Annotated in this window: 20 protein-coding genes; 10 read left to right on the top strand and 10 right to left on the bottom strand. The window is 65.0% G+C overall.

Annotated elements, in window-relative coordinates; genetic code table 11:
• Positions 1-150 precede the first annotated feature (150 nt).
• The 4 genes from IVA91_RS11845 to IVA91_RS11830 form a co-directional block, all read right to left on the bottom strand.
• A complete protein-coding gene (locus IVA91_RS11845; RefSeq protein ID WP_247281802.1) occupies positions 151-516 on the bottom strand; it encodes a nuclear transport factor 2 family protein in 366 nt (121 codons plus the stop codon).
• A 110-nt stretch (positions 517-626) separates the two neighbouring features.
• The gene (locus tag IVA91_RS11840) at positions 627-977 is read right to left on the bottom strand and encodes a RidA family protein (RefSeq protein WP_027575148.1); all 351 of its coding nucleotides are present in this window, start codon (positions 975-977) and stop codon (positions 627-629) included.
• A gap of 131 nt (positions 978-1,108) precedes the next feature.
• Entirely contained in the window at positions 1,109-2,026 is a 918-nt protein-coding gene (locus IVA91_RS11835) for a PHB depolymerase family esterase (protein ID WP_247281801.1), read from the bottom strand.
• 3 nt (positions 2,027-2,029) lie between these two features.
• A complete protein-coding gene (locus IVA91_RS11830) occupies positions 2,030-3,688 on the bottom strand; it encodes an FAD-binding dehydrogenase (protein ID WP_247281800.1) in 1,659 nt (552 codons plus the stop codon).
• Positions 3,689-3,953: 265 nt separating this feature from the next.
• Between IVA91_RS11830 and IVA91_RS11825 the strand changes: the two genes are divergently transcribed.
• The 5 genes from IVA91_RS11825 (at position 3,954) to IVA91_RS11805 (ending at position 8,443) form a co-directional block, all read left to right on the top strand.
• Complete coding sequence (locus IVA91_RS11825; RefSeq protein ID WP_247281799.1) at positions 3,954-4,424, top strand: hypothetical protein; 471 nt, start codon at positions 3,954-3,956, stop codon at positions 4,422-4,424.
• Between the two features lie 194 nt (positions 4,425-4,618).
• Positions 4,619-4,813, top strand: coding sequence for a hypothetical protein (locus IVA91_RS11820; RefSeq protein ID WP_346015479.1), 195 nt, complete (start codon positions 4,619-4,621; stop codon positions 4,811-4,813).
• A gap of 23 nt (positions 4,814-4,836) precedes the next feature.
• Positions 4,837-5,427 carry an SCO family protein gene (locus IVA91_RS11815; protein WP_247281797.1) on the top strand — a complete coding sequence of 197 codons (591 nt, stop codon included), beginning with the start codon at positions 4,837-4,839 and terminating at the stop codon, positions 5,425-5,427.
• Positions 5,428-5,674: 247 nt separating this feature from the next.
• On the top strand, positions 5,675-6,610 hold the full coding sequence (locus IVA91_RS11810) for a transporter substrate-binding domain-containing protein (RefSeq protein WP_247281796.1): 936 nt from the start codon (positions 5,675-5,677) through the stop codon (positions 6,608-6,610).
• 192 nt (positions 6,611-6,802) lie between these two features.
• Complete coding sequence (locus IVA91_RS11805; RefSeq protein WP_247281795.1) at positions 6,803-8,443, top strand: lysine--tRNA ligase; 1,641 nt, start codon at positions 6,803-6,805, stop codon at positions 8,441-8,443.
• Between the two features lie 103 nt (positions 8,444-8,546).
• Here IVA91_RS11805 and IVA91_RS11800 read toward each other — a convergent pair whose 3' ends face one another.
• The gene (locus IVA91_RS11800; RefSeq protein ID WP_247281794.1) at positions 8,547-9,200 is read right to left on the bottom strand and encodes a helix-turn-helix transcriptional regulator; all 654 of its coding nucleotides are present in this window, start codon (positions 9,198-9,200) and stop codon (positions 8,547-8,549) included.
• Between the two features lie 281 nt (positions 9,201-9,481).
• Between IVA91_RS11800 and IVA91_RS11795 the strand changes: the two genes are divergently transcribed.
• Positions 9,482-9,826, top strand: coding sequence for a DUF952 domain-containing protein (locus IVA91_RS11795; protein WP_247281793.1), 345 nt, complete (start codon positions 9,482-9,484; stop codon positions 9,824-9,826).
• Positions 9,823-10,920, top strand: coding sequence for a quinone-dependent dihydroorotate dehydrogenase (locus IVA91_RS11790; RefSeq protein ID WP_247281792.1), 1,098 nt, complete (start codon positions 9,823-9,825; stop codon positions 10,918-10,920). The genes IVA91_RS11795 and IVA91_RS11790 overlap by 4 nt, the downstream gene beginning before the upstream one ends.
• A gap of 129 nt (positions 10,921-11,049) precedes the next feature.
• Here IVA91_RS11790 and IVA91_RS11785 read toward each other — a convergent pair whose 3' ends face one another.
• The 5 genes from IVA91_RS11785 to IVA91_RS11765 all read right to left on the bottom strand — a co-directional run bounded on the left by IVA91_RS11785 (position 11,050) and on the right by IVA91_RS11765 (position 16,616).
• On the bottom strand, positions 11,050-12,375 hold the full coding sequence (locus IVA91_RS11785) for an MATE family efflux transporter (RefSeq protein WP_247281791.1): 1,326 nt from the start codon (positions 12,373-12,375) through the stop codon (positions 11,050-11,052).
• 1 nt (position 12,376) lies between these two features.
• Complete coding sequence (locus tag IVA91_RS11780) at positions 12,377-13,111, bottom strand: MBL fold metallo-hydrolase (protein WP_247281790.1); 735 nt, start codon at positions 13,109-13,111, stop codon at positions 12,377-12,379.
• Between the two features lie 21 nt (positions 13,112-13,132).
• Positions 13,133-13,438, bottom strand: coding sequence for a DUF6460 domain-containing protein (locus tag IVA91_RS11775; RefSeq protein ID WP_247281789.1), 306 nt, complete (start codon positions 13,436-13,438; stop codon positions 13,133-13,135).
• A gap of 227 nt (positions 13,439-13,665) precedes the next feature.
• Positions 13,666-15,582, bottom strand: coding sequence for a cisplatin damage response ATP-dependent DNA ligase (locus IVA91_RS11770; protein WP_247281788.1), 1,917 nt, complete (start codon positions 15,580-15,582; stop codon positions 13,666-13,668).
• The gene (locus IVA91_RS11765; RefSeq protein WP_247282046.1) at positions 15,579-16,616 is read right to left on the bottom strand and encodes a ligase-associated DNA damage response exonuclease; all 1,038 of its coding nucleotides are present in this window, start codon (positions 16,614-16,616) and stop codon (positions 15,579-15,581) included. Before IVA91_RS11765 ends, IVA91_RS11770 begins: the two co-directional genes overlap by 4 nt.
• Positions 16,617-16,815: 199 nt before the next feature.
• Here IVA91_RS11765 and IVA91_RS11760 point away from each other — a divergent pair, with 199 nt between their 5' ends.
• From IVA91_RS11760 to IVA91_RS11750, 3 genes are all read left to right on the top strand, one after another.
• The gene (locus tag IVA91_RS11760) at positions 16,816-17,742 is read left to right on the top strand and encodes a methyltransferase domain-containing protein (RefSeq protein WP_247281787.1); all 927 of its coding nucleotides are present in this window, start codon (positions 16,816-16,818) and stop codon (positions 17,740-17,742) included.
• 114 nt (positions 17,743-17,856) lie between these two features.
• The gene (locus IVA91_RS11755; protein ID WP_247281786.1) at positions 17,857-19,086 is read left to right on the top strand and encodes an ABC transporter substrate-binding protein; all 1,230 of its coding nucleotides are present in this window, start codon (positions 17,857-17,859) and stop codon (positions 19,084-19,086) included.
• A 229-nt stretch (positions 19,087-19,315) separates the two neighbouring features.
• Positions 19,316-21,901 (top strand): ligase-associated DNA damage response DEXH box helicase, encoded by a 2,586-nt coding sequence (locus IVA91_RS11750; RefSeq protein WP_247281785.1) that lies wholly within the window; start codon positions 19,316-19,318, stop codon positions 21,899-21,901.
• Positions 21,902-21,918: the final 17 nt, after the last annotated feature.

The following is a 21,918-nucleotide window of genomic DNA, read 5'->3' as shown; positions in this document are numbered from 1 at the left end:
GGTCTCCTTCCAAGCCATCGGCAAGCCCTCCTTGCCGAATAGTTGACCTGTTACCCATGTCGCCGGTCTAGTCTGTTACCCATGTAGCCGGTTTGGACCGCGCCACCTTCTCCCACAAGGGGAGAAGGAAGAAAGCAGCGTGCCCGCCCTTCACGCGCCCGCTGGCACCTGATCCAGAAATCCCGTCACGCTCCTGATCCGGCCCTCCTTTAGCACGGCAAAATCCGTTCCCTTGATCGGGCTGTCGACGCCGTCAGGACCAAGTCCCCACGAGAAGCGCACATGGTCGCCGTAGCCGTTGGGCTCGCCGATCAGCTTGAAGGTGAAATCGGGAAAGCGCTGCTGCACGCCTGCGATCAGCGCGTGGATCCCGTCCTGGCCGTCGCCCTTCATCAGGGGATCGACATAGCTCGCATCCGCTGTCCAGTTTTGGCTGAGCAGTTCGCGCCGGCGGCCGGCGGCGCGTTCGTTCCAGAGCTCGATGTAGCGGCAGGCGATGGTGTTGGGATCGGTCATGATGTTCTCCTTCGACAGTGCCGTGTTGGCTGACCGTAACTATCGAAGGAATGCGCGCGCCGATCGATTACCTCGGAGGTCATCGGCGCACGCATAATCTCATGCAGGCGTCACTTCGCCGCGGTCACCATGATCTCTACGGTGTATTGCGGCGCCGCCAGCTTGGCTTCGACGGTGGCGCGGGCCGGCGTGTTGCCAGGCGAGACCCAGGCGTCCCACACCGCGTTCATCTCGCCGAACGTTTTCATGTCGGTGATGTAGATCGTGGCCGAGAGCAGCTTCGATTTGTCGGTGCCGGCCTTGGCGAGGTGGCCGTCGATGGTCGCCAGGATGTCCTGGGTCTGCTTCGTCACGCTTTCGCCGGCAGCCTTGTTCGCGACGACACCGGCGAGATAGACGGTGTTGCCGTGCACGACGACCTGGCTCATGCGCGGGCCGGTTTCAAAACGCTGAATGCTCATTTGGGATCTCCTGGTGGAAGGGCGGCCCTGTCTAGCCCAGCGATTCGCGCTGTGCCAGCCCAGGCACGCATGCGTTGCCAGGCGCGCATGCCTTGCCAGACACGCATGCGCTGCCTGCGGCGATGCGCCGCTCAGCGAAACTGGCTGAAGAAAGCCCAGATCGTCTCGGCGCCGTCGATGTCACTGTTCTGTGGCCCGAGCAGGCCGGTCGCGACCTTCGGGAAACGCGCGTCAGGTGCAAATCCGGGCATGCGATGGCCGCCTCGATTGACGCGATAGAGCACGACGTCGTGTCCGGCCGGGCAACGTGAGGAAATCCGCGTCACGGTGGATTGGTCGGTGGGACTTCTGTCGGGCAGGTCGGCTTCGGTCAACTCATCCGCGTCGCAGCCATTGAGCTTGCGCCAGAACGCCAGCGTCTCGTCGGTCGACCAGAACCCGTCTGCGGCATAATAGCCCGATCCGCGTCCACCTTCATAGGGCACCAGCGGGTCGGCCGTGCCGTTCATGATCAGAATCGGCAGCGGCCGGGACGGATGGCACGTGACAGCAGCCTCGTCGGTGAGATTCATGATCACGCTCGCAGCTGCCGCGAGCAGATCGGCGCGGGCGCAAGCCAGCGTCATCGCCATGGCGCCGCCGTTGGAGATGCCGGTCACGTAGACACGCTTTGCATCGGCGGTGCCGTCGGCCACCAGCTTCTCGATAAGTTTTGCGATGAACGCGACGTCATCGGTGCCCTCGGGTGGACCGCGGAGCGCGGGTCCCGCCTTGGTCCTCGCATCGGCCCAGGCGTGGTTGAGTCCGTCCGGAAAGACAACGGCGAGGCCCTCGCGCCTGGCAAGCTGCGGCCACGCCGTCCGCGCGACCATGTCGGCACCGCGCTGGGTCTTGCCATGCAACACGACGACTAGCGGCGCAGGCTTTTTCGCCGGCAGCTGCGCGGTGTAGGAGCGCTTCACGCCGTTGACGTCAACCGTATCGGCAGACGCCGCCGTGACGGCGGTGAGGGCCACGAGGAACGCCCCGATATGCATCCACCGCCGCATGATCTAGCCCACCGCCTTCGCCGCGGAGCGGCCGGCATTGCGCCCGGAGAACAGGCAGCCGCCGAGGAAGGTGCCCTCCAGCGAGCGGTAGCCGTGCACGCCGCCGCCGCCGAAGCCGGCGGCTTCGCCGACCGCATAAAGGCCGGGAATGACGCTGCCGTCCTCACCGAACACGCGCGACTCGAGATCGGTCTCGAAGCCGCCCAGCGTCTTGCGGGTGAGGATGTTGAGCTTCACCGCGATCAGCGGTCCATGCGCGGGATCCAGAATTCTGTGCGGGGAGGCGGTGCGGATCAGCTTGTCGCCGATATAGCGGCGCGCATTGTGGATGTTCATCACCTGCGCATCCTTGACGTAAGGATTGGCGATCTCTCGGTCGCGCGCTTCGATCTGCATCCTGATGTGCTCGAGCCTGACGAGGTCGCTGCCGGCAAGCTCGTTCATGGCCGCAACGAGCTCATCGAGCTTGTCGCGCACGATGAAGTCGACACCGTGGCTTTTGAACGCCTCCACCGGCCCCGGCGCGCCTTTGTTGGTGGCGCGGCGCAAGGTCATGCGCCAGCTCTTGCCGGTGAGGTCGGGGTTCTGCTCCGAGCCCGACAGCGCAAATTCCTTGTTGATGATGCTCTGCGTCAGGATGAACCAGGAATAATCATAGCCCGTCGACATGATGTATTTGAGCTGGCCGAGCGTGTCGGAGCCCGGGAATAGCGGCGCCGGCAGCCGCGTGCCCGTGGCGTCGAACCACATCGAGGACGGGCCGGGCAGGATGCGGATGCCGTGGCGCGGCCAGATGGGTGACCAGTTCTGGATGCCCTCGACGTAATGCCACATGCGGTCGCGATTGATCAGCCGCGCGCCAGCCTTCTCCGTGATGCCGATCATGCGGCCGTCGACATGCTCGGGCACGCCCGAGATCATGAATTTCGGCGGCTCGCCGAGCCGCTTCGGCCAGTTCTGCCGCACCAGCTCATGATTGCCGCCGATGCCGCCGGAGGCGACGATCACCGCTTGCGCCTTCAGCGAGAACTCGCCGACGGCGTTGCGTGACGAGCTCTTGCCCCGCTCGATCGTATCGGGGGCGAGAACGGCGCCGCTGACGCCATCCACCGTGCCGTTGGTGATGGAGAGCGCATCGACGCGATGGCGGAACCGAAAGCTCAGCCGGGCGCTTTGGGCGGCTTCGCGCGCGCGGCGCTCGAATGGTTCGACGATGCCGGGGCCGGTGCCCCAAGTGACGTGGAAGCGCGGCACCGAATTACCATGGCCCATTGCATCGTAGCCGCCGCGCTCGGCCCAGCCCACCACGGGGAAGATGCGATGGCCCATCGCCCGCAGCCAGCCGCGCTTCTCGCCGGCCGCGAACCCCACATAGGCCTCGGCCCATTGCCGCGGCCAGAAGTCCTCGTCGCGGTCGAAGCCGGCGGCGCCGATCCAGTCCTGGAGCGCGAGCTCGTAGGAGTCCTTGATGCCAAGTCGGCGCTGCTCCGGCGAATCGACCAGGAACAACCCGCCGAACGACCAGAACGCCTGGCCGCCGAGCGACTGTTCGCCCTCCTGGTCGACCACGATGACGCGCTTGCCCGCGTCCGCAATCTCCGTTGCGGCCACCAGTCCGGATAGTCCGGCGCCGACGACGATGACGTCCGTCTCTTCAATCATGTGTCTCCCCCTCCTCGGGTTCCCCCCTGTAGTTGTCCGGATTGAAGCCAGCGGTTGCAACTGAGATCAAGGGTGTGGCCGGTAAGACATCATTAACTTGTTCCACTTTGGGATAGAGACCAGCCGAGTGCAGCGCGGACGCAACACTGGATTTGAATTTGTTTTGAGCAAGCCGGCGTGCCTAGACAAAACCGCAGACTCGACCGACGCTAGCCGTGCATCACCACCTGACACGCAGATTCGAATACGACTGGGGCGGGGGACAATGAAGGTTCTGACGGGGTTGCTTGCGGCGATTCTGCTGATCGCCGGCATGGGGGCTTCTCACGCGGTGGTTCGAATTGCGGATGACCGCGGCGGCAGGATCGGAACCTACGTCGACAAATACCAGGGCCTGCGGCAATCAGGCGAAACCGTCATCATCGACGGCCTCTGCGCGTCCGCCTGCACCATCGTGCTCGGCGCCATCCCACGCGACCGGATCTGCGTGACCTCGCACGCAACGCTCGGCTTCCATGCGGCGTGGGATTTCGGCAGCAACGGCCGCGCCATCACCAATCCAGAAGCTACCCAGATGCTCTATGCGATGTATCCCTCGCAGGTGAAGCGCTGGATCGCGCAGCGCGGCGGCCTCACCCCGCACATGCTCTTCCTGAGGGGCAAACAGCTCCAGGCCATGTACAAGCCCTGCTACCTGGACGCGCAAGCCTCGACCAACAAGCCATCATCAAGGTAGGCCCAACCCCTCCGGTTTTGGCAAACTTGCACCACGATTGAGGTGCTCTCCCGCTTGGCTTGCGGGAGTGGCGACCCTGCGACAAGCTCGCGCTGCTACACGCTTATCGTGATCTCTGCCCCACCCCTGCGCTTGCCGGGTCCCGCGTCAGCGCCTATTTGAAAGGCAGGGAACCCTTCGCCCCGATCATGACCATGGTTCAACCACTGCACCCGGCCCATCCAGTATCGGACAATTCGCCCAATGCCGGCCGGATGCCGTCCGTGCTGCTGTGGGTGGGCGCGGGTCTCGGCGCGCTCGTCGTGGTCGCCGCCCTCACGCTCTGGTTTCACTACGGCACCCAGGTGTTCTTCGAAATGATCAGGACCGGTTTCACCGCCTGCTTCTGATCTCGACAGGAAGTGTTCCGCCAATGAGCTCCATCGCCCGTCCGCTGGTGATCGCAACCGCCTTCGCCGCAAGCCTCATTGTCGGGCTCCTGATCATGTTCTGGGCCATGGGCGGGATGAGCAAGGTGGCGCAGCCGGCCACGATCGGCGGTCCGTTCCAGCTCACCGATCAGAACGGCAAGACCGTCACCGACAAGAACCTGAAGGGCAAGCCGACCCTGATCTTCTTCGGCTACACCCATTGCCCCGACGTCTGCCCGACCTCGCTGTTCGAGATCTCGGAAGTGCTGCGCGCGATGGGCAAGGATGCCGACAAGGTCAATGCCATCTTCATCTCGGTCGACCCCGAGCGCGACACGCCGGCGGCGATGAAGGACTATCTGTCGAGCTTCGATCCGCATCTCGAGGGCCTCTCCGGCGATCCCGCCGAGATCGCCAAGGTGATCACGTCCTACCGTGTCTACGCCAAGAAGGTCCCGACCAAGGACGGCGACTACACCATGGACCACACCGCGCTGATCTATCTGATGGACCGCGACGGCCGCTTCGTCTCGCCGTTCAATTTGAAGCGGACGCCGGACGAGGCGGCGGCAGAGCTGAAGCGGTATCTCTAAGAAGAGCGCGATCGCACCGCGAGCTCACCCTCCTACCTGGCCTGCGGGAGAGGTGCAGCGGAGGCGGGGGTGATAGCTCTTTGCTCCGAGGGATTTCTTGGTTGTTGAAACACCCTCTCCTCCGCCTTCCCCCCCGGCACGGGGGGAGGGAGCGCACCGTCACCTTGTCCGCATTCAGCGCTCGCGTTCCGGGCCGAATGGTCTATAAGGCCCTCCGATCCCACCGATATCAGTTCATTTCCGGCCGATGGCACCATCGCAACAGGCGAAATCGTCGAAATCTGCCCGTAGCTTGCTGCGCCGGCTGGCCATCGGCGGGTGCCTGCTCGCGGGCCTATCCGGCGCGAATGCCCAGACACCAGCCAAGCGGCCGCCCACTGCGCCCCCGGCCACGCCGCAAACCGTGCCCCAGGCCGCCCCCCAGGCCGTGCCCGGTTTTTGGGATCCGCGGCGCCGTCCGGAGCGGCCGGACCTGTCACGCCTGACCGTGATCCGTTTCCTGACCGAGACCGACTATCCGCCGTTCAACTTCACCGGCGCCGACGGCAATCCGGCCGGCTTCAACGTCGACCTCGCCCGCGCATTGTGCGACGAGATCAAGGTGACCTGCACGGTGCAGATGCGCCGCTTCGAGACGCTGGTCGACGCGCTCACCTCCAACCGCGGCGATGCCATTATCGCCTCGATGGCGGTAAGCCCGCAGCTCCGCGCCCGCGTCGATTTCACCGATCCCTATTACCGGGTGCCGGCGCGTTTCGTCTCGCGCAAGGACGCGGTGATGCCGGAAATCCGGCCCGAATATCTCGAAGGCAAGAAGGTCGGCGTCATCGCCGGCTCCGCGCACGAAGCTTATCTCAAGGCGATGTTCACCGACGCCGAACTGCACGCCTATCCCAATGACGATGCGCTCCGCAGCGCTTTACGCAAGGGCGAGGTCGATTTCATCTTCGGCGACGCCATCTCGCTCGCGTTCTGGATCAACGGCACCGATTCCGGCGATTGCTGCGCTTTCTCCGGCGGCCCCTTCGTCGAGAGCCGCTTCTTCGGCGAGGGCATCGGCATCGCCGTGCGCAAGGGCAACGACGTGCTGCGCCAGGCCCTGAACTGGGCCCTGTTCCGCGTCTGGGAAAAAGGCCGCTACACCGATCTGTGGCTGCGGTATTTTTCGGTGAGCCCGTTTTAGGTTCTTCGCTGCTCTCAGATCCTCATCCTGAGGGCTTGCGTAGCAAGCCTCTCGAAGGATGAAGGCCCCACTGATGGCCTCGCCCTTCGAGACGCGCGCGAACAGCGCGCTCCTCAGGGTGAGGGTCTGACACTCGCCCACAAAATTGCATTCTGCCCGGAAATCGCTATTTTCCGCGGCCCGGAGGCCCCGATGTCCGTTATCGATCTTGCCGCGAGCCCGAGCGACCTGCGTGCGCTCGCCGAACAATCCAACGCCTGGCCGTTTGAGCAGGCGAAGGCGATCGTCGCGCGGCTGAAGAAAAGCCCGAAGGACGAGGTGCTGTTCGAGACCGGCTACGGTCCCTCCGGCTTGCCGCATATCGGCACGTTCGGCGAGGTCGCGCGCACCTCGATGGTGCGCCATGCTTTCCGCGTGCTGACCGAGGACAAGATCAAGACGCGCCTGCTCGCCTTCTCCGACGACATGGATGGCCTGCGCAAGGTGCCTGACAACGTGCAGAACCGGGCGCCGCTGGAAGCCAATCTCGGCAAGCCGCTCACGCGCGTCCCCGATCCCTTCGGCACGCATGACAGCTTTGGTGCGCACAACAATGCGCGCCTGCGCGCCTTCCTCGACCATTTCGGTTTCGACTACGAGTTCGCGAGCTCGACCGATTACTACACATCGGGCCGCTTCGATGCGACGTTGCTTAAGATGCTGGCCGCCTACGACAAGATCATGGCGATCATCCTGCCGACGCTCGGGCCCGACCGCCGCGCCACCTATTCGCCATTCCTGCCGATCAGCAAGACGACAGGCGTGGTGCTGCAAGTGCCGATGATCCGGCGCGATGTCGCGGCCGGCACGGTGACCTATGTCGATCCTGACACCAACCAGGAAGTCGAAACGCCGGTCACCGGCGGCAACGTCAAGTGTCAGTGGAAGGCCGATTGGGCGATGCGCTGGGTCGCGCTCGGCGTCGACTACGAGATGGCCGGCAAGGACCTCATCGACTCCGTGAAGCTGTCCGGCGCGATTGCCAGGGCGCTTGGCGCCACGCCGCCGGAAGGCTTCAACTACGAGCTGTTCCTCGACGAGAAGGGCCAGAAGATCTCGAAGTCGAAGGGCAACGGCCTCACCATAGACGAATGGCTACGCTACGCCTCGCCGGAATCGCTGTCGCTGTTCATGTACCGTGAGCCGAAGGCGGCCAAGCGGCTCTATTTCGACGTCATCCCGCGCAATGTCGACGATTACCAGCAATTCATCGACGGCTTTGCCAAGCAGGATGCCAAGCAGCAGCTCGGCAATCCGGTCTGGCACATTCATAACGGCCATCCGCCGAAAGGCGACATGCCCGTCACCTTCCAGCTCCTCTTGACGCTGGTGTCGTCGTCGAACGCGGAGAATGCCGAGACCTTGTGGGGTTTTATTGGCCGCTACCGTCCCGGCGTGAGCCCGCAGACGCATCCGAAGCTCGATGCCATGGTCGGCTATGCCATCAACTACTACCGCGACTTCGTCGCGCCCACGAAGCAATTTCGCGAGCCGACTGATAGCGAGCGTGCCGCGCTACAGGACCTGCGCGATGCGCTGTCGCAACTGCCGGAGGACGCCTCGGCCGAGGACATTCAGAACGTCGTCTACGAGGTCGGCCGCCGCGAGCCGTTCCTCGATCAGGTCAAGAAGGGCAAGGACGGCCGTCCCGGCGTCACGCTCGACTGGTTCAACATGCTTTACCAGGTGCTGCTCGGTCAGGAGAAGGGCCCGCGCTTCGGCTCCTTCGTCGCGGTCTACGGCATCCAGAACGCGGTCAACATGATCGACGGCGCGCTGGCGCGGAGTGCGTAGGACGTAGTCCCGATTGCTTGTACTTGACCTTGCCGAGGGCCACGGCGAAACGCGCGGCGCGGGTGATGTCATCGCCTGGTTCACCACGCCAGGCGGGGCGCAATCACTGGCTCGCCCAGACGATCCGCGCCATCCAGGCGACATCACTCACCGCGATCGCCCGCTCCGCCTGTGATGCATCGAACGGCTGCAAGTCCAGCGCCTTTGCCGTGCGGCGCTTCAGCGTCGCGACCGCCATCTCGCCCGCTTTGGTCCTCACCACCACGCGATCGCCTTTGCGGATCGGCGTGCCGCGCGAGACCAGGATGACGTCGCCGTCGCGATAGGCTGGTTGGAGCGCATCGCCGGAAATCTCCAGCGCAAAGGCGTGGCCGTTCTCGGCGGTGGGAAGCGCGATTTCGGTCCAGCCCTTGCCGGATGGAAGGCCCGATTCGTCGAAAGCGCCGCTCGCACCGGCGAGTGCGAAGCTGAGCAGCGGCACCGAGTGAGGCTCGCCGGCGTCCTCGTCGATCAGCCTGGCAAAGCTGTCAATCGAGGCGCCGGCCGCCGCCAACGCCTTCGCGATCGATTCCGTCGAGGGCCAACGCTCGCGGCCGTCGGAGGTGACGCGTTTGGACCTGTTGAAGGTGGTGGGATCGAGCCCCGCGCGCTTGGCAAGGCCGGATGGCGAAAGCCCGGCGCGCGCCGCCAGCCGATCCAGCGCGACCCAGATCTGGTCGTGAGTCAGCATCCTCTGCGCTTTGGCCTGTTTGACCATCGAAGCAACTCAGGAAAACTGTCCTCAAATCAAACCGGTTTTCCGTTTTTCGCGCAAGGGGTGGTGGGCAGAAGCTTTTTCAAGCCAAGTGGGCACCGGTTCGCGTCAAGAAAACGCGTCAAAACAAGAGTCTAGAGGCCCGTTCCGATTTCATCGGAACGGAAAGGCTCTAGGTCTTGAGTTCAGAAGGGGCCGCCTTTACGGTCGCGGCCGGGTTTTGAGGACCCGCGAGAGACGAAAAATCCCAAAAAACTCAAAGAGCAAACAGGACTGCGGTAGCGGTGGTCAAGATCTACAAAATCTGTCCGGCCTCGGCCTGGCGCGAGGCGGAACGGCAGGGTGTCTACCGTGGCAGCGCGGACGATGCGCGCGACGGTTTCATCCATTTCTCGACCGCCACCCAGGTTCCCGAGACCCTGCGCAAGCACTATGTCGGGCAGCGCGCGCTGTTCCTGGTGGAGGTCGACGGCGATGCGCTCGGCAGCGAATTGCGCTGGGAGCGATCGCGCAATGACGAGCTGTTTCCGCACCTTTATGGCGAGCTCGATCTCGGCGCGGTGATCGCTGTGATGAACCTCAACTTGCGTTCCGACGGCGGTCACGATGTTCCGGAGCTTGCCCCGTGATCCGCGCTTTCGACGCGTTTTCGCTGCCGGTGCTGCGCTGGCTCGACCCGGAGGATGCGCATCGGCTCGCGATCCAGGGTCTGCGCTTCTTGCCACCCGTCAAGCCGCGCCTTGATGATCCCAAGCTCGCGGTGCGCGCCTTCGGGCTCAACTTCCCCAATCCGATCGGCATGGCCGCGGGCTTCGACAAAAGCGCCGAGGTGCCGGATGCGTTGCTGCGGCTCGGCTTCGGCTTCGTCGAGATCGGCTCGGTGACGCCGAAGCCGCAAAGCGGCAACCCGCGGCCGCGGCTGTTCCGGCTGGAGCGCGACGAGGCCGTCATCAACCGCATGGGCTTCAACAATGACGGCGCGGACGTCGCCTTGCGCCGGCTCGCGGCGCGCGCAGCGCACGGCGGCATCGTCGGCGTCAATGTCGGCGCCAACAAGGATTCACCCGATCGCGTCGGCGACTACGTCAAGCTGATCGAGACCTTTGCGCCGGTTGCGAGCTATTTCACCGTCAACGTCTCCTCCCCGAACACACCGGGTCTGCGCAATTTGCAGGAAGGCGCACTGCTCGACGATCTTCTCGCACGCGTGATCGACGCGCGGGAACGGGTGCGCCAGAAGGCGGGCGACACGCCGGTGCTGCTCAAGATCGCGCCTGATCTCAGCCTTGCTCAGCTCGACGATGTCGTGCAGGTGGCGCGCTCGCGCCGGGTCGACGGCATGATCGTGTCGAACACGACGATCGCGCGACCGACCACGCTGCGCGAGGAGATGCGCGCCAGGGAGCAGGGCGGTCTGTCCGGACGACCACTATTCCGCCTGTCGACGCGCATGGTCGCGGAGACCTATGTGCGCGTCGAGGGCGCATTTCCCCTGATCGGCGTTGGTGGCGTCGATTCGGGCGGGGCCGCGCTGACCAAGATCCGCGCCGGTGCCAGCTTGATCCAGCTCTATTCGTCGCTGGTCTACAAAGGACTCGGCCTCGTCGACGAGATCAAGCGCGACCTGACCTCGACGCTGCTCCGCACCGGGCGGGATTCGCTCTCCGAGATCGTCGGCGCGGATGCGGCGACGCTCACGGCGGAAGATTGGCCGGGGATGTAAGGTGGACTCCGCGCCGCCTTGGGCGGTGCGGTGCTGATCGGGGCCCACAAGCCACGGGGTCCCGGCTCTGCGCAGCAGCGTTTCACGCTGCAGCGCGTCCGGGACACGAACATCTCGGGTACGATCTTTCTACGGCTTCGAAAACGTCGCCCTGAACTGCGCCGGATAGCGCGCGGCCTGCAAGCCGCCGCGCGAGACGTAGGAGGCCAGCAGGGCGCTCCACAGTCCGGCATTGCCGAACGATTGCAGCGCCCACCAGGTGCCGAGGAAGATCGCGAGCGAGGCCAGCATCAAATTGCGCATCTCGCGCGCCCAGGTCGCGCCGATGTAGATGCCGTCGAAGCCGAAGGCGAAGACGCCGGGTAGGGGCGCGAGTACAACGAACGGCAGGAAGTCGCGCGCGGTACGGCGGACGTCTTCGCTCGCCGTCATGAAATCGATCAGGGCCGGCCCGAACAGCGCAAACAGCACCGCGACGACGATTGCAAAGCCGAGTCCCCACAGCAGCACCAGCCGGGTCGAATCGGCAAATCCCTTGGCATCGCGTGCGCCAAGGCTGCGGCCGCAGAGCTGCTGGGCCGCGTTGGCGAGACCGTCGAGGAAGAAGGCGCTGACCAGCAGGAAGTTGTTGAGCACGGAGTTGGCGGCCAGCATGACGTCGCCGGCCTGTGCGCCCTTGGCGGTGAAGAACAGGAACACGGCGATCAGCGCCGCGGTGCGGATCAGGATGTCCGAATTCACCGCCAGCATCCGCAGGAGCTTCTCGCGGTCGAGCAGCGTAGCGTACGGGACGGCGAAGCCGCCGCCGGCATAATAGCGGCAGACGATCACGCCAAGGGCGAACCCGACGGCTTCCGACAACAGCGCGGCGCTCGCGGCGCCGGCGATGCCGGTGTCGTAGACCAGCACCAGCAGGATCGTCGCCGCCATGTTGACGAGGTTGATGACGACCTGAAGCAACAGAGCCGAATTGGCGCGGGCCTGGCCGATCAGCCAGCCGAGGATGACGTAGTTGGCGAGCGCGAACGGCGACGACCAGATCCGGATCTTGAAGTACGTCTTCGCGGCCTGCGTCACGCCCTCGCTGCCGCCCATGAGGTCGAACAGCATCGCGGCGAGCGGCAGTTGCAGTGCGATCAGCGCGGCGCCGATCAGGCCAGCAACGATGAAACCGCGCGCCAGGATCGCGGTCGGCTCGCGCGTATCACCAGCGCCCAGCGATTGCGCGGTGAAGGCGAGCGTGCTCATGCGCAGGAAGCCGAACAGCCAGAACAGGCAGTCGAAAATCACTGACGCGATCGCGACGCCGCCGAGCAGCGCCGCATCGTCGAGCCGTCCGATCGCTGTGGTCGAGACCACGCCGATCAGCGGCGTGGTGAGGTTCGCGACCATCGCAGGCCCGGCGATGGCGAACACCTGGCGGGAACCGATCCTGGGATGAACGGGCGCGTGCATGTCAGAACACGAGCGCCATGCCGTCTTCGGCGGCGAGATGCTCGATGTCGTCCAGGCGCGACAGCATGTCCTCGCTCATATGGGTGAGGACGAGGCGCTTTGCGCCGATCGCGGGCAGATGCTGTTCCAAGGTCTTCAGGCTGAGATGGTTCTTGACCGCCTTCTCGTACATATAGGCTTCGGCAATGAAAAGATCCGCGCCATGCGCCAGCGGAATGAGCGTCTCCGTCCATTCGGTATCGGCGCTGTAGGCGAGCGTGCGGCCCTCAGCCTCGACGCGATAGGCCAGGAATGGCCCGCCGGATTGGCCGTGCACGACCGGGTAGGGCGTCACTGTCACTGCGTCGAAGCTCTGGCTTTGCTGAGGCGCGAGTTCGACGACGGAGAGCTCGAAACCTTGTTTTGTCTTCGAGGAGTGCTCGAACAGCGCTTCCATCACCTGCGTTAGTCGCATCTCGATGCCTTGCGGGCCCGCAATCGTCAGCGGCCGCGTCCGCCGCGAGAATTGGGCGTCGAGCAGGAAGAATGGCAGCCCGGCGAAATGATCGCCGTGGAAATGTGTGATGAGAATGAGATCGATGTCATTGCGCTCGATCTCCAGCCGTTTCAGGGCCGGCAGAGCCGACGCGCCGCAATCGATCAGGAAATTGGTCTCGCGCCCCGAGATGTGGAAGCAGGTGTTGAGCCTGCCACCGGAGCCGAAGGCGTCACCGCAGCCGACAAAGCGTAGTTGCATCGGCTGCGGGCCCCTAAATCCTTACCTGCCGCGCGGCGCGCCGAACACGCGCGACAGCAGCCAGATCGGAATAACGATGACCGCGCCCAGCAGGAAGTAGCGCCACAGCCAGTTCACGGCATCGAAGCCGAGATCCCACAGCCGCTGGAATAACAGGCGGATGCTGTAGATGATATTCCAGGGATCGAAGCCGATCGCGGCCAGCACGACGCCGACCAGGATCGAGAGCAGGACCAGCCGAAACGCGACCGCCAGCGGCGTGCCGCCGAGAAAGCGGTTCAGGCCATCGCTGCGGCCAGCCGGCAAATCTCTGACGTCGTGGGCCATCGCAAGAAACTCCTCAACGGGGATTCGCCCCGATTATAGGTCACCGCGGGGCACATGGGGAACCCGCAACGGTGCGTCAATCAGCTTACCGCATTTTAATTCGGGCAGCGCCAGGGCCACGATTTGGGCGCGCCGCCCGCCGCGGGCGCGGTGCAAACCTCTCCCGCTTGCGGGAGAGGGAGCGCACCTCTGCCTGGGCGAGAAACGAGCCTCGACTCAGCGCGCTTTCACGCCTCGATCTCCGCCGCCTCCGCCTTCAGCATCCTTTCCAGCGTTTCCAGCCGATCGGCCTCGCGCGGCGGCTTGTCCCAGCGCAAGCGGCTAATGCGGGGAAAACGCATGGCGACGCCGGATTTGTGTCGCGGCGAGCGCTGGAGCCCTTCGAAAGCGACCTCCAGCACCAGCCCCTTGTCCGGCTCGTGCACGACATGGCGGACGGGGCCGAATTTCTCGGTGGTGTTGCGGCGGACGAAGCGGTCGATCTGCAACAGCTCCTCGTCGGTGAAGCCGAAATAGGCTTTCCCGACCGGCACCAACTCGTCGCCGCCATCGCCTGCGGTCCAGACGCCAAACGTGTAGTCGGAATAATAAGACGAGCGCTTGCCATGACCGCGCTGCGCGTACATCAGCACGGCATCGATGATGTGCGGGTCGCGCTTCCACTTCCACCATTGTCCCTTCGGCCGCCCCGGCATATAGGGCGCATCGCGCCGCTTCAGCATCACGCCTTCGACCGCGTCCGCATCTTCGCCCGCACCGGCGCTGGCAGGATCGGCGCGCGCAGCGGTCAGCGCCTCCCAGCTTGCGAACGGGATGGTGGGCGACAGGTCGATGCGGGGATCGTCAAGCTTTGCGATGAAGGTCTCCAGCCGCTCACGCCGTTCCGCGAACGGCAGCTCGCGCAGATCGTTCTCGTCGTCGCCCAGCAAATCGTAGGCGCGCAAGTGGATCGGAAATTCCTTGATCAGCTTCGGCGAGACCACCTTGCGGTTCAGCCGCTGTTGCAGGACGTTGAAACTCTGCACGCGGCCCTCACGCAGGATCAGCAGCTCGCCGTCGATGGCGCCGGGCAAGCGCAGCGCCGGCACGAGGTCGGGAAAGCTTCCCGTGATGTCCTCGCCGGTGCGCGAGTAGAGCCGCGCCGTGATGTGGCCGCGATCATCGCGCCCTGCCACCGCCTGCACGCGGATGCCGTCCCATTTCCATTCGGCGATGTAATCGGCGGGATCGAGTGCGGCGAAATCCATGTCCTCGATCGCATGCGCCAACATCACGGGCCGAAACGGCGCCGGATCGCGATTGACGGGCTTTTCGGCGCGCCCCTCGAGCCACGCGAAGAGGTCGAGATACGGCGGGGCGAGCCCCGGCCAGATCAGCTCGATCTCGTGCGGATCCTTGTCGCCGAGCGCCGCTACCGCGGTCTTGGCAAGACGCGCGGAGATGCCGATGCGAAGCCCACCGGTGACGAGCTTCAGCAGCGCCCAGCGGCCGGTCTCATCGAGCTCGTCAAGCCAGCGTTCGAGTTGCCTTGGCAGCTCGGTCTTGCCGAGCGTTCGCAGTGTGGTGACGACTTCGGTGAGGGATGGGGGTGGCGGGCTGTTGTGGTTGCTTGGGTGAGAGGACACATTGGTATCGCGCCCGCGGTACCCCCCTTCCTGACCCTCCCCCACAAGGGGGGAGGGAACGGTGAGGCTCGTGTGTCCCTCACGCTTGGACTGTTTTGCGATGGTTACTGAAGCATCAGGTGATTGCGCAGTACTCCGCTGCGCTCCCTCCCCCCTCTCGTCCGTCGAAGCTCGAAGAGCGAAGGCGGATGTGGGGGAGGGCTGGGGAGAGGGGTAGCCCGGAAAGGATTCGTTATTACCATGCGCCTGCTTTGGCCACATCAGCGCCACCGTCTCCGAGAGATCGCCGACATAATCGTAGCTCAACCCGAACAGCACCGGGTCGGTGCGCGCGGCGATGAGATCGCGGATCAGGGCCGGCTTGGCGTGCTTGAAGCTCAGCGCGCCGGTCAGCGCGGCCAGCGCGTAGCCGCGGTCGGGATCGCCGACCTCGCGGAAATAGCCGGTGATCAGCCGCAGCTTGTTGTTGCGGCCGGGCTCGTAGGCGAGACGGTCCAGAAGCTCGGCGAAGCGGTTCATGCCTCCGCCTCGCCCTCAATTGGCGTCTCGCTCTCCTCCTCGTCGCCATAGCCGACGAGATCAAGCGGCCGCGCCTTCAAGCCCTTGCTTTGGCACCAATGCACCAGCGCGTCTTCCTGGCCGTGGGTGACCCAGATCTCGCCGGCACCTGTCGCACCGATCGTGGCGGTGAGGCCATCCCAGTCGGCATGGTCGGAGATCACCAGCGGCAGCTCGACGCCGCGCTGCCGCGCTCGGGCGCGCACGCGCATCCACCCGGAGGCGAAGGCGGTGAGAGGATCGGGGAAGCGCCGTGTCCAGAGATCGGATGTTGCCGACGGCGGTGCCAGCGTAATCGTGCCGGCGAGCGCCGCTTTCTTCACGCCTTTCGCGGGCCTGAGCTCGCCGAGTTCGATGCCGCGGATCTGATAGTAATGCGTGATCGTCTCCATCGCACCATGCAGGTAGATCGGCGCGTCGTAGCCGGCCTGGCGCAAGAGTGCGATCACGCGCTGGGCCTTGCCAAGCGAATAGGCGCCGACGAGATGCGCGCGCTCCGGAAAGAGGGCGACGGAGGCGAGCAACTTCTTCACCTCGTCGGCGGCATCGCCATGACGGAATACCGGCAGCCCGAAGGTCGCCTCGGTAATGAAAACGTCGCAGGGCACGAGCTCGAACGGCGTGCAGGTCGGATCGGGTGCGTCCTTGTAATCGCCGGAGGCGACGATGCAGGTGTCTTTGCAGCTCACCGCAATCTGCGCCGAGCCCAAGACGTGTCCGGCCGGGTGAAACTTGACGGTGACGTCGCCGAGCCGGATCTCCTCGCCATAGCGGATCGCTTGCGTCAAGCCGGCAAAATGCTCGCCATAGCGCAGCCGCATCATGTCCAGCGTTTCCTGCGTCGCCAGCACTGCGCCATGGCCGGCGCGGGCATGATCGGAATGGCCGTGGGTGATCACGGCCCGCTCAACCGGGCGCACGGGGTCGATATGGAAGCCGCCGGGCTTGCAGCACAGGCCGGCAGCAACTGGCAGCAGGATGTCTTGCGGGCGCATGGAGACGATATAGGAGGCAGGCGCCCCGAATTCACCTGTCATGCGCGGGCTTGCCGTCTCCGTTAGGCTTCGCCGGCCCGGCGGTGTAAAAAGCCCGCCGAAGCCAATGGGCGGAGGCTTGACCCGCGCATCCATGCACTTAAACAGTCGTTTTTTGATGGATTGCCGGGTCAGCCCGGCAGTGACGAGCCGAGTTCCTATGCCCCTGCGCCTGTTCCTGACCTCCGGCGATCTCATGGCCGACCGCCGCTTCGAGTTCGCGCGCGACCTCCAACTCAAGGGCGATCTGGCCGCGGCCGCGGACCTGCTGGAGCAGGCGATCGAGCTCGCGCCGAACTTCACCTCGGCCTGGTTCACCCTCGGCGAAGTCCGTCAGCAGCTCGGCGAGCGCGACAAGGCCATCGCGGCGTTTCGTGAAGCGCTCAGGTCCGATCCCGAGGATCAGCACGGCGCCGGCCTGCATCTGATGCGACTCGGTGATGCCGAGATGGCGGAGATGCCGAAGGCCTATGTGCAGGCCCTGTTCGATCAATATGCGCCGCGCTTCGAGCACACGCTGATCAACGATCTCGGGTACCGCGCCCCGAGCCTGATCTTCAAGGCGGTGCTGGCCTCACGCGCGGCCGCCAAGAAGCCCGCCTTCTTCAAGCGCACCATCGATCTCGGCTGCGGCACCGGGCTCGCGGCCGCCGCCTTCGCCAAGCAGGTCGATCATTTCGTCGGCATCGATCTGTCGCCCGGCATGATCAAGCAGGCGCGCGCCACCAATCTCTATGCCGAGCTCGAAGTCGCCGACATGATCGAAGGTCTGCGCGACAAGAGTGATGCGAGCGCGAACCTCGTGGTTGCCGCGGATGCCTTCGTCTATCTCTCTGATCTTGCGCCGGTGCTCACCGAGGCCAAGCGCGTGCTCGCAGCCGGCGGCGTGCTGGCCTTCACGCTGGAGACGCATGACGGCAGCGGCATCGTGCTCGGCGAAGGCCTGCGCTACGCCCATTCCGCGGAATATGTGCGCGCCGCCATCGCGAAAGCCGGGCTCAAGCTGCTGACACTGGAGCCGGCCTCGCCGCGCAACGAGAACAACGAGCCGGTGCGCGGCCTCGTCGCCGTTGCCGAGAAAACTTGAGTCTAGGCGCTAATCGCCTGGCAATTTGAGCGTCATTGCGTCGCAAAGCTGCGACTTCCCACTTGCGAGCCGTGCGGCGGTGCCAGCACAATGCGCGCACAGGGAGAAACAAACATGACCAAGAATCCATCGCGGCGCGACTTCAGCGCCGCCGCGCTCGCCACAATTGCCGCATCCACTTTGCCTGCGCCTTATGTCTGGGCCGCGGAGAAGAAATACGATGCGGGGGCCAGCGACACCGAGATCAAGATCGGGCAGACCGTGCCGCATTCCGGCCCCGGCTCGCTCTACGGCGTGCTCGGCCGCATTGGCGAGGCATATTTCCAGATGCTGAACGAGAAGGGCGGCATCAACGGGCGCAAGATCAAGTTCCTCACCATGGACGATGCCTACAGCGCCCCGAAATGCGTCGAGGCGACGCGGCGCCTGGTCGAGCAGGAGGAGGTGCTGGCGCTCTACGGCTCGCTCGGCACCGCACCGCAGACCGCCGTGCACAAATACCTGAACTCCAAGGGCGTGCCGCAGCTCCTGCTCAACACCGGGGCGTCGAAGTGGAATAACCCGAAAGAGTTCAAATGGACCATGGCGGGCCTGCCGCTCTACCCGACCGAGGCGCGCATACTGGCCCGGCACGTCGTCAGCGTGAAGCCGAACGCCAAGATCGGCATCCTCTACCAGAACGACGATTTCGGCCGCGACTTCCTGGGTCCCTTCAAGAAGGTGCTGGCCGATGCCGGCGGCACCGCGCAGGTGATCATGGAGCAGACCTACGATCTCACCGAGCCGACGGTCGATTCCCAGCTCATCAACCTCTCGAAGTCGGGCGCCGATGTCTTCTACAACATCTCCACCGGCAAGGCGTCGTCGCAGTCGATTCGGAAAGTAGCCGAGCTCGGCTGGAAACCGCTGCAGCTGCTGTCGGCCGGCTCGACCGGCCGCTCCATCCTCAGCGCCGCGGGCCTCGAGAACGCCACCGGCATCGTTGCCATCCGCTACAACAAGGAGGTCGGCCTGCCGAAATGGGAGAAGGACCCCGACGTGATGGCGTTCGAGGAGCTGCGCAAGAAATACACACCGGCGATCGATCCCGACAACACCATCGCCTTCGCCGGCTACGGCCAGGCGGTGACCATGGGCGAGATCCTGCGCCGCTGCGGCGACGAGCTCACCCGCGCCAACGTGCTGAAGCAGGCATCAAACCTCAACGGTTTCCACTCGCCCTATTTCCTCGACGGCGTCACCTACAGCTACACGCCCGAGAATTACACGCCAATGAAGACGCTGTTCATCTCGACGTTCACCGGCAAGGACTGGGACATCTCCGACAAGCCGATGTCGGAGTAGGGAAGCTCTTCCTTCTCCCCTTGCGGGAGAAGGTGGCGCGAAGCGCCGGATGAGGGGTTTTTATCCGCGCCTCCAAACGAGAGTTAGATTCGTGGGGAGAGACCCCTCATCCGTCTCGCCGTTGCGCGGCGATCCACCCTCTCCCACAAGGGGACAGGGACAGTGGCGTCGGCTATTCGGCCGCTTCAACCCCTCGACGAACCCGCGCGCACGGCTTACTTCTTATGCCGTGCCGCCCCGCATCCTCAAATCCCCGGCCGAGACGCCTGCGCTGCTGCCGGACCGCTTCAACGCGTGGTTCGCAGCCCGCGGCTGGTCGCCGCGCGCCCATCAATTGGCGCTCTTGGAGAAGGCACGCGAGGACCGCTCGGCGCTGCTGATCGCGCCGACCGGCGCCGGCAAGACGCTGGCGGGATTTCTGCCGACGCTGGTGGAGCTGTCTTCTGATGCAGCTCGGCGGGAGGCTAGCGCGAAGAAGAGCCTCGTCTCCACCGGACGCAGCCTGCAGCGCAGCGGCGGTCTCCACACGCTCTACATCTCGCCGCTGAAAGCGCTCGCCGTCGACATCGCGCGCAATCTGGAGCGGCCGATCGCCGAGATGGCGCTGCCGATCAAGGTCGAGACTCGCACCGGCGACACGCCGGTGTCGCGCCGGCAGCGGCAGCGGCGCTACCCGCCGGACGTTCTGCTGACCACGCCCGAGCAGCTTGCGCTGTTGCTGTCCTCCGACGACGCGCCATTCCTGTTCTCCTCCTTGAAGCGCATCGTGCTCGACGAGCTGCATGCGCTGGTGACGTCGAAGCGTGGCGATTTGCTCTCACTCGGGCTGGCGCGGCTATGGCGGCTGGCGCCGCAGCTGCGTGCGATCGGCCTGTCGGCGACCGTCGCCGAGCCGGAGCAGCTCGCGCGCTTCCTGGTGCCGCAGCCCGAAGGCAGGGAAGCTGCGGCCGACATCGTCATCGCCGGTGGCGCCGCGCCGCCTTTGGTCGAGATGCTGGATACGCGCGAGCGATTGCCCTGGGCCGGTCACAGCGCGCGCCACGCGCTCCCTGAGATCTACGAGCTGATCAAGGCGAACAAGACCACGCTGGTATTCGTCAACACCCGCAGCCAGGCCGAGATGCTGTTCCAGAATCTCTGGAGCATGAACGATGACGGCCTCGCCATCGCCCTGCATCACGGCTCGCTGGACGTCGCCCAGCGCCGCAAGGTCGAGGACGCGATGTCGACGGGCAGGCTGCGTGGCGTGGTCTGCACCTCCTCGCTCGACCTCGGCGTCGACTGGGGCGACGTCGATCTCGTCGTCAATATCGGCGCACCCAAGGGATCCTCGCGCCTGATGCAGCGCATCGGCCGCGCCAACCACCGCCTCGACGAAGCCTCGCGCGCGGTGCTGGTGCCCGCCAACCGCTTCGAGGTGCTGGAGTGCCGCGTCGCCATCGATGCCATCGCGGAGAATGCGCAGGACACGCCGCCGCTGCGCACGGGCGCGCTCGATGTGCTCGCCCAGCACGTGCTCGGCTGCGCCTGCGGCGAGCCGTTCCTCTCGCACGAGCTCTACGGCGAGGTTCGCACCGCCGCGCCCTACGCAAACCTGTCGCGGCAGGATTTCGACGACGTGGTCGATTTCGTCGCCTCCGGCGGCTATGCGCTGAAGACCTATGAGCGCTTCGCCCGTATCAAGCAGGACAAGGAAGGACGCTGGCGCGTCGCCAACCCAAAAGTGCGGCAGAGCTACCGCATGAATGTCGGCACTATCGTCGAGGACGACATGCTGAAGGTGCGGCTAGTGCGCTCGCGCGGCGGTGAAGGAAAAGCAGGCGGCTCGACCGGGGTGATCGCGCGCGGCGGCAGGCTGCTTGGCGAGATCGAGGAAGCCTTCATCGAGGGCTTGAGCCCCGGCGACACTTTCGTGTTCAGCGGCGAGGTGGTCCGCTACGAGACCCTGGTCGAGGACCAGGTCTATGTCTCGCGCGCGCATGACAAGGATCCGAAGGTGCCGTCCTATATGGGCGGCAAATTCCCGCTCTCGACCTATCTCGCCGAGCGCGTGCGCCGGCTGCTCGATGATGGGCGCGCATGGGGTGGCTTGCCCGAGCAGGTGCGCGATTGGCTGTCGCTGCAAAAGGATGTCTCCCGCGTGCCCGCGGTGCGCGAGCTCCTGGTCGAGAGCTTTCCACGCGCCAACAAGCATTATCTCGTCTGTTATCCGTTCGAGGGCCGTCTCGCGCACCAGACCCTCGGCATGCTGCTGACGCGTCGTCTCGAACGCGCCCGCGCCCGGCCGCTCGGCTTCGTTGCCAACGAATATGCGATCGCGGTCTGGGCGCTTGGCGATATGTCGTTCATGATCCGGGACGGCCGGATCGATCTCGATGCCCTGTTCGACCCCGACATGCTCGGCGACGATCTCGAAGCCTGGCTCGCCGAATCGGCGCTCATGAAGCGCACCTTCCGCAATTGCGCGATCATCTCCGGCCTGATCGCGCGACGCCATACCGGCGAAGAGAAAAGCCGGCGCCAGGTGCTGTTCTCCACCGATCTGGTCTACGACGTGCTGCGCAAGCACCAGGCCGATCACGTGCTCTTGCGCGCCGCCCGCGCCGATGCCGCCACCGGCCTGCTCGACCTGCGCCGTCTCAGCGACATGCTGATGCGTATTCAGGGCCGGATCACGCTTCGGGAACTCGACCGCGTTTCCCCGCTCGCCGTCCCCGTGATGCTGGAAATCGGCCGCGAGTCAGTTTATGGCGAAGCTGGCGACGAGCTGTTGGCGGAAGCCGCCGACGAGCTGGTCAAAGAGGCCATGGGATAAGAGCAGGTTCGGACGTG

The organism is Bradyrhizobium sp. 153 (assembly GCF_023073835.1).
Lineage (GTDB): Bacteria > Pseudomonadota > Alphaproteobacteria > Rhizobiales > Xanthobacteraceae > Bradyrhizobium.
This window is presented reverse-complemented; position numbering and strand designations above follow the sequence as displayed.

Excerpts from the sequence above, each read along its gene's own strand:
- IVA91_RS11845 (WP_247281802.1), bottom strand. The coding sequence starts at position 516 with ATGACCGATCCCAACACCATCGCCTGCCGCTACATCGAGCTCTGGAAC.
- IVA91_RS11840 (WP_027575148.1), bottom strand. The coding sequence starts at position 977 with ATGAGCATTCAGCGTTTTGAAACCGGCCCGCGCATGAGCCAGGTCGTC.
- IVA91_RS11835 (WP_247281801.1), bottom strand. The coding sequence starts at position 2,026 with ATGCGGCGGTGGATGCATATCGGGGCGTTCCTCGTGGCCCTCACCGCC.
- IVA91_RS11830 (WP_247281800.1), bottom strand. The coding sequence starts at position 3,688 with ATGATTGAAGAGACGGACGTCATCGTCGTCGGCGCCGGACTATCCGGA.
- IVA91_RS11825 (WP_247281799.1), top strand. The coding sequence starts at position 3,954 with ATGAAGGTTCTGACGGGGTTGCTTGCGGCGATTCTGCTGATCGCCGGC.
- IVA91_RS11820 (WP_346015479.1), top strand. The coding sequence starts at position 4,619 with ATGGTTCAACCACTGCACCCGGCCCATCCAGTATCGGACAATTCGCCC.
- IVA91_RS11815 (WP_247281797.1), top strand. The coding sequence starts at position 4,837 with ATGAGCTCCATCGCCCGTCCGCTGGTGATCGCAACCGCCTTCGCCGCA.
- IVA91_RS11810 (WP_247281796.1), top strand. The coding sequence starts at position 5,675 with ATGGCACCATCGCAACAGGCGAAATCGTCGAAATCTGCCCGTAGCTTG.
- IVA91_RS11805 (WP_247281795.1), top strand. The coding sequence starts at position 6,803 with ATGTCCGTTATCGATCTTGCCGCGAGCCCGAGCGACCTGCGTGCGCTC.
- IVA91_RS11800 (WP_247281794.1), bottom strand. The coding sequence starts at position 9,200 with ATGGTCAAACAGGCCAAAGCGCAGAGGATGCTGACTCACGACCAGATC.
- IVA91_RS11785 (WP_247281791.1), bottom strand. The coding sequence starts at position 12,375 with ATGCACGCGCCCGTTCATCCCAGGATCGGTTCCCGCCAGGTGTTCGCC.
- IVA91_RS11780 (WP_247281790.1), bottom strand. The coding sequence starts at position 13,111 with ATGCAACTACGCTTTGTCGGCTGCGGTGACGCCTTCGGCTCCGGTGGC.
- IVA91_RS11775 (WP_247281789.1), bottom strand. The coding sequence starts at position 13,438 with ATGGCCCACGACGTCAGAGATTTGCCGGCTGGCCGCAGCGATGGCCTG.
- IVA91_RS11770 (WP_247281788.1), bottom strand. The coding sequence starts at position 15,582 with ATGAACCGCTTCGCCGAGCTTCTGGACCGTCTCGCCTACGAGCCCGGC.
- IVA91_RS11765 (WP_247282046.1), bottom strand. The coding sequence starts at position 16,616 with ATGCGCCCGCAAGACATCCTGCTGCCAGTTGCTGCCGGCCTGTGCTGC.
- IVA91_RS11760 (WP_247281787.1), top strand. The coding sequence starts at position 16,816 with ATGCCCCTGCGCCTGTTCCTGACCTCCGGCGATCTCATGGCCGACCGC.
- IVA91_RS11755 (WP_247281786.1), top strand. The coding sequence starts at position 17,857 with ATGACCAAGAATCCATCGCGGCGCGACTTCAGCGCCGCCGCGCTCGCC.